The organism is Pseudomonas tehranensis, assembly GCF_014268615.1.
Classification (GTDB): Bacteria; Pseudomonadota; Gammaproteobacteria; order Pseudomonadales; family Pseudomonadaceae; genus Aquipseudomonas; species Aquipseudomonas tehranensis.
In genome coordinates, this window is the sequence record NZ_JABWQV010000016.1 from 44,150 (window position 1) to 50,456 (window position 6,307).

General features: G+C 59.2%; 7 protein-coding genes. 3 read left to right on the plus strand and 4 right to left on the minus strand.

The window, feature by feature from the left end; translation table 11 throughout:
* Nucleotides 1-3: 3 nt before the first annotated feature.
* Nucleotides 4-369 (minus strand): SPOR domain-containing protein, encoded by a 366-nt coding sequence (locus HU811_RS05730; RefSeq protein WP_186654573.1) that lies wholly within the window; start codon nt 367-369, stop codon nt 4-6.
* Nucleotides 370-617: 248 nt separating this feature from the next.
* Between HU811_RS05730 and csrA the strand changes: the two genes are divergently transcribed.
* A complete protein-coding gene (gene csrA, locus HU811_RS05735; RefSeq protein ID WP_003179932.1) occupies nt 618-812 on the plus strand; it encodes a carbon storage regulator CsrA in 195 nt (64 codons plus the stop codon).
* Between the two features lie 198 nt (nt 813-1,010).
* Here csrA and HU811_RS05740 read toward each other — a convergent pair whose 3' ends face one another.
* The 3 genes from HU811_RS05740 to HU811_RS05750 all read right to left on the minus strand — a co-directional run bounded on the left by HU811_RS05740 (nt 1,011) and on the right by HU811_RS05750 (nt 4,766).
* Nucleotides 1,011-1,466 (minus strand): DUF2214 family protein, encoded by a 456-nt coding sequence (locus HU811_RS05740; protein WP_186654575.1) that lies wholly within the window; start codon nt 1,464-1,466, stop codon nt 1,011-1,013.
* 198 nt (nt 1,467-1,664) lie between these two features.
* Entirely contained in the window at nt 1,665-3,047 is a 1,383-nt protein-coding gene (gene cysS, locus HU811_RS05745; protein WP_092403178.1) for a cysteine--tRNA ligase, read from the minus strand.
* Nucleotides 3,048-3,068: 21 nt separating this feature from the next.
* The gene (locus HU811_RS05750; RefSeq protein WP_076385540.1) at nt 3,069-4,766 is read right to left on the minus strand and encodes a glutamine--tRNA ligase/YqeY domain fusion protein; all 1,698 of its coding nucleotides are present in this window, start codon (nt 4,764-4,766) and stop codon (nt 3,069-3,071) included.
* A 249-nt stretch (nt 4,767-5,015) separates the two neighbouring features.
* Here HU811_RS05750 and HU811_RS05755 point away from each other — a divergent pair, with 249 nt between their 5' ends.
* Entirely contained in the window at nt 5,016-5,519 is a 504-nt protein-coding gene (locus HU811_RS05755) for a peptidylprolyl isomerase (protein WP_186654581.1), read from the plus strand.
* Nucleotides 5,516-6,265 carry a UDP-2,3-diacylglucosamine diphosphatase gene (gene lpxH, locus HU811_RS05760; RefSeq protein WP_186654577.1) on the plus strand — a complete coding sequence of 250 codons (750 nt, stop codon included), beginning with the start codon at nt 5,516-5,518 and terminating at the stop codon, nt 6,263-6,265. The genes HU811_RS05755 and lpxH overlap by 4 nt, the downstream gene beginning before the upstream one ends.
* Nucleotides 6,266-6,307: the final 42 nt, after the last annotated feature.

Below are 6,307 nucleotides of genomic sequence, written 5' to 3' on the forward strand. Positions count from 1 at the left end.
GGTTTATTGAGCGGTCGGGTAATCCACCACCAGCGACTCGATGTTGCGCTTTTTCGCTCGAACCAGGGCGGCGTTCAATTGCGCCTGCTTCGCCTCGGCTTCGGCCTTGGAATTGAAAGGCCCGACCAGAACCCGGTCCTTGCCATTGTCCTTCACCACACTCGATACAAAACTGTGCTCAATGAGCCACGCGGTCAGGTCGCTGACCGCTTGCGGGATTTCGCCCCGGACCTCGACGCCCCACTGCGGCGCAGCGGCAGCGCTCGGCACGGTGGTCGCTGCCACCTTTGGCTTCGGTGTGTCGACGTCACGCCCTTCACCGCATCCTGCCAGCGCCAATACCGCGATTACCCAAGCCAATTTGCGCACAACGTTTTACCCCGGAAGACATGGAGCGGGGATTTTAACACTCAAGCCCGTCAATAACGCCGTAAACAGCGCTCAAAACACGAGAAACCTGCACGGCGTCTCTGTATAGTCGCACCCTGGGAATTAATGCTGCGTCTGCGCGTCAGAAAGAGGCACCCACATTGTGACACTTGGCACTAATCTATAAGCAGTACCGACATCTGCACTGCCTGAATCAGGTGCCCTATAAAGCAATCAAGGAGAACACCATGCTGATACTCACCCGCAAAGTCGGTGAAAGCATAAACATTGGTGACGACATCACGATCACCATTCTGGGCGTTAGCGGCCAACAAGTCCGTATCGGCATCAACGCTCCGAAAAACGTTGCGGTGCATCGCGAAGAGATTTATCAGCGCATTCAGGCGGGCCTTACTGCCCCTGACAAGCCGCAAACGCCCTGAGCCCTGCAGCAGTCCGTAGCCAGCCCTTATGCATCGTCGCAAGGCTGGCTAAAGATTCATGCCGACCGTCCCTCATCCCTGCTCCATCCCGCCTTTGATTTTTTCGTTCATCCCGTCAAACCGATACTAATGATATGACCCATAGCATGGCTGTCAGACGTTTCGTTTTAATGGCGATGAAGCCGGTATTCGTGACGGTCACCCCAGACCCACGCCGCGAGCCATACCTGTGGCTGCGATCACCATCAGCACCAGCAGCAAGGCCTCAATGTGACTGATCCGCGCAAACCGGCCGGCTTTCGAAGGATCGATCGCATGCCCTTTGCCCAGTGCCATCCGCCATTTGATCAAGGCGATCATCGGGGCGATTTCAAGCAACAGGATCAGCACGAACAACGTCATCTTCAGGTGAAACAGCGGCTGGTGCAGGTAATAGTCCGTGCCTTTTTCAAATCCGCCGAAAGCACGCATCCCGCCGGTCACCAGCAGGACCAACGCCGATAGCCCCCACAGGTTGTCCGCCATCAACACGTTTCGAACCGCGTCCATACCGCCCGCCAGGCGTCGCAACGCCGTGCCACGGGCAAGCACCGCCCAGAATCCCAGGGCGAACGCCAGAAGATGAATTGCCGCCAAAGACCAATGAGCCAACATGGAAGATTCCTGTCAGAGGATGTCAAATCGACCTGACAGTACTAGCTCATAAAACAATGATTGCCAGACCTGGAATGCAAAAAAAGTGGGAGCGGGCTTGCTCGCGAAAGCGGCATCACAGTCAACATTGCAGTGACTGATACGCCGCCTTCGCGAGCAAGCCCGCTCCCACAGGGGTATTGCGAGTTCTAAAAGGACTCAGTCAGCCAGACGCCAGGTCGTCCCGCCCTTGCCGTCTTCCAGTACCACGCCCATGGCGGTGAGCTGGTCGCGGATGCGGTCCGATTCTGCCCAGTCCTTGTTGGCACGCGCCGTCAGGCGTGCCTGGATCAACGCTTCGACCTCGGCGGCGTCCACGCGACCTTCGGCACCGGCCTGAAGGAAATCATCCGCCTCGAGCTGCAACACACCCAGTACGCCGGCCAGTTCTTTCAGACGCGCTGCCAGGCCCGCCGCCGCATTGAGATCGCTCTCACGCAGACGATTGATCTCGCGCACCATCTCGAACAGCACCGCGCAGGCTTCCGGCGTGCCGAAGTCGTCGTTCATCACTTCGGTGAAGCGCGCAACAAAGGCTTCGCCACCGGCGGCCGGGACCTTCGGCAGCCCCTTCAACGCATGGTAGAACCGCTCCAGGGCGCCCTTGGCGTCCTTGAGGTTATCTTCCGAATAGTTGATGGCGCTGCGGTAATGGCTCGACACCAACAGATAACGCACGACTTCGGGGTGGTACTTGTCGAGCACATCGCGGATGGTGAAGAAGTTGTTCAAGGACTTGGACATCTTCTCGCCATTGATCCGGATCATGCCGCAATGCATCCACGCGTTGGCGTAGGTCTTGCCGGTGGCCGCCTCGCTCTGGGCGATTTCGTTTTCGTGGTGCGGGAACTCCAAATCGCTGCCGCCACCATGAATGTCGAAGGTCTCGCCCAGGCAGCAGGTCGACATCACCGAGCATTCGATGTGCCAGCCCGGACGCCCGGCGCCCCACGGCGACTCCCAGCTCGGTTCACCCGGCTTGGCGGCTTTCCACAGCACGAAGTCCAGCGGGTCCTGTTTCGACTCATCAACTTCGATGCGCGCGCCGATGCGCAGGTCTTCGATCTTCTTGCGCGACAACTTGCCGTAGCCCATGAACTTGGCGACGCGGTAGTACACGTCGCCATTGCCCGGGGCGTAGGCGTAGCCCTTGTCGATCAGGGTCTGGATCATGGCCTGCATGCCAGGGATATAGTCCGTGGCACGGGGTTCAAGGTCCGGTTTGAGGATATTGAGGCGCGCCTCGTCCTCGTGCATGGCCTTGATCATGCGTTCGGTCAGCGCATCGTACGGCTCGCCATTTTCGCGGGCGCGATTGATGATCTTGTCTTCGATGTCGGTGATGTTGCGCACGTAGGTCAGGTCATAACCGCTGAAACGCAACCAGCGGGTCACCAGGTCGAAGGCGACCATGCTGCGACCATGGCCGATGTGGCAGTAGTCGTACACAGTCATCCCGCAGACGTACATGCGGACTTTGTTACCGTCCAGCGGCTTGAAGACTTCTTTGCTCTTGGTGAGCGTGTTGTAGATCGTAAGCACAGGGTTTCCCTTAAGACTTGATCACTGACCCCAGGAATCGCGCAAGGTCACGGTACGGTTGAACACCGGAGCACCGGGTTTCGAGTCCTTGATATCCGCGCAGAAGTAACCTTCGCGCTCGAACTGGAAACGGTCTTCCGGCTGTGCGTTGCCCAGCGAAGGCTCGGCACGACAACCAGTGAGTACTTGCAGGGAGTCAGGGTTGATGTTGTCCAGGAAGCTGGCGCTGTCCTCGGCCTTTTCAGGGTTCGGCGAACGGAACAGGCGATCGTACAAGCGCACTTCGCACTCGACGCTGGCAGCGGCCGGCACCCAGTGGATCACGCCCTTGACCTTGCGACCCTCCGGGTTCTTGCCCAGGGTCTCGGGATCGTAGGAGCAATGCAGTTCGACGATGTTGCCATCGGCGTCCTTGATCGCTTCGTCGGCACGAATCACGTAGCTGCCGCGCAGACGCACTTCACCGGCAGGCTCCAGGCGCTTGTAGCCTTTTGGCGGCTCTTCCATGAAGTCTTCACGGTCGATGTAGATTTCCCGGGCGAACGGCAGGACGCGCACGCCCATGTCTTCTTTCGGGTGGCAAGGCAGCTCGAGGTTTTCGACTTTGTCTTGCGGGTAGTTGGTGATCACCACTTTCAACGGGCGCAGCACGCACATGGCGCGTGGAGCGCTGTGGTCCAGGTCGTCGCGGATGCTGAATTCCAGCATGCCGAAGTCCACCACGCCGTCGGAACGGTTGGTGCCGACCATCTCGCAGAAGTTGCGGATCGATTTTGGCGTGTAGCCACGACGACGGAAGCCCGACAGCGTCGACATGCGCGGGTCGTCCCAGCCATTGACGTGCTTTTCATCCACCAGTTGCTTGAGCTTGCGCTTGCTGGTGATGGTGTAGTTCAGGTTCAGGCGGCTGAATTCGTACTGGCGCGGCTGAGCCGGCACCGGCAGGTGCTCCAGGAACCACTCGTACAAAGGACGATGGCTTTCAAACTCCAGGGTGCAGATCGAGTGGGTGATGCCTTCGATGGCGTCCGACTGACCGTGGGTGAAGTCATAGTTGGGGTAGATGCACCATTTGTCGCCGGTCTGATGGTGATGGGCGTGACGGATGCGGTACATGATCGGGTCGCGCAGGTTCATGTTCGGCGAGGCCATGTCGATCTTGGCGCGCAGCACCCGTGCACCGTCCGGGAATTCGCCGCCGCGCATGCGGGCGAACAGGTCCAGGTTCTCCTCGACGCTGCGATCACGGAACGGGCTGTTCTTGCCCGGCTCGGTCAGGCTGCCACGGTACTCCTTGGCCTGTTCAGGGGTCAGGTCGCACACGTAGGCCTTGCCGGCCTTGATCAGCTCCACCGCCCAGTCGTGCAACTGGTCGAAATACTGCGAGGCATAGCGCACCTCACCGGCCCATTCAAAACCCAGCCACTTGACGTCGCTTTCGATCGCGTCGATGTATTCCTGGTCTTCCTTGGCCGGGTTGGTGTCGTCGAAACGCAAGTGCGTGACGCCGCCGAACTCCTGGGCCAGGCCGAAGTTCACGCAAATCGACTTGGCGTGACCGATGTGCAGGTAGCCGTTGGGCTCCGGCGGAAAACGGGTGACGATCTGCGTGTGCTTACCCGAATCCAGGTCCGCCTGGATGATCGGGCGCAGGAAATTGACCGGCACGGCCGGGCCGGTCTTGGAATTCGAGGTAGGGTCGACAGTGGGCTTGCTCATAGGATCCTTGAACGTACAAGTGCGCGGCCGGGTGCGGCCTGATAAATCAAAGCCCGTATCATAGCCGATGCTGTCAAGCACCTGACAGGCCAGGCCGGCAAACGATTGAATTTAATCGACCGTCAGATGAAAAACCGCCTCGAAAAACCCGCTCGGCGCGCTAAACTGCCCAGCCTGGCCGATTACAGCCAGACCGGTTGCGGGCAGCAAAGCCCCGAAACCCACGAATTCCTTGAAAGAGTAGCGATCATGACTCAAGTCAAACTGACCACCAACCACGGCGACATCGTCCTGCAACTGAACGCCGAGAAGGCGCCGATCACCGTTGCCAACTTCGTTGAATACGTCAAGGCCGGCCACTACGAAAACACCGTTTTCCACCGTGTCATCGGTAACTTCATGATCCAGGGCGGCGGTTTCGAGCCAGGCATGAAAGAAAAGAAAGACAAGCGCCCAAGCATCCAGAACGAAGCCGACAACGGCCTGGCAAACGAGAAGTACAGCGTCGCCATGGCCCGCACCATGGAGCCGCATTCGGCTTCCGCGCAGTTCTTCATCAACGTGGCCGACAACAGTTTCCTGAACCACAGCAGCAAGACCACCCAGGGCTGGGGTTATGCGGTGTTCGGCAAAGTGGTTGAAGGCACCGACGTGGTCGACAAGATCAAGGGCGTTTCCACCACGTCCAAGGCCGGCCATCAAGACGTGCCAGCAGAAGACGTGATCATCGAGAAAGCCGAGATCATTGAGTGATACTGCTGATTTCAGATTTGCATCTGGAAGAGGAGCGCCCGGACATTACCCGGGCGTTTCTGGATTTGATCGCCACACGCGCCCGCTCGGCGCAAGCGTTGTACATTCTGGGCGACTTTTTTGAAGCCTGGATCGGCGACGATGCCATGACACCGTTCCAGCGTTCCATCTGCCAGGCCCTGCGCGAACTGAGCGACAGCGGCACGGCCATTTTCCTGATGCACGGCAATCGCGACTTCATGCTCGGGCAGGCCTTCTGCAAAGCGGCCGGCTGCACCCTGCTCAAGGACCCCAGTGTCGTGCAGTTCAACGGCGAACCGGTGCTGCTGATGCACGGCGACAGCCTCTGCACCCGCGACGAAGGCTACATGAAGTTGCGGCGCTGGCTGCGCAACCCGGTCACGCTGTTCATTCTGCGTCACCTGCCATTGGCCAGCCGCCACAAACTGGCGCGCAAACTGCGCAGCGAAAGCCGTACGCAGACGCGAATGAAAGCCAATGACATCGTCGACGTCACGCCAGAAGAGATCCCGCGGATCATGCAAGCGTACGGCGTGAAGACCCTGATCCACGGCCACACCCATCGCCCCGCCATCCACAAACTGCAACTGGGCGAACACGCCGCCCGACGCATTGTGCTGGGGGATTGGGACAAGCAGGGCTGGGCGTTGCAGGTGGATGAACAGGGGTTTGCGTTGGCGCCGTTTGGTTTTGGCAATGCGCAGTTGGCGTTGCCAGGGACTTAAAGCACACGCAGATCCTGTGGGAGCGGGCTTGCTCGCGAAAGC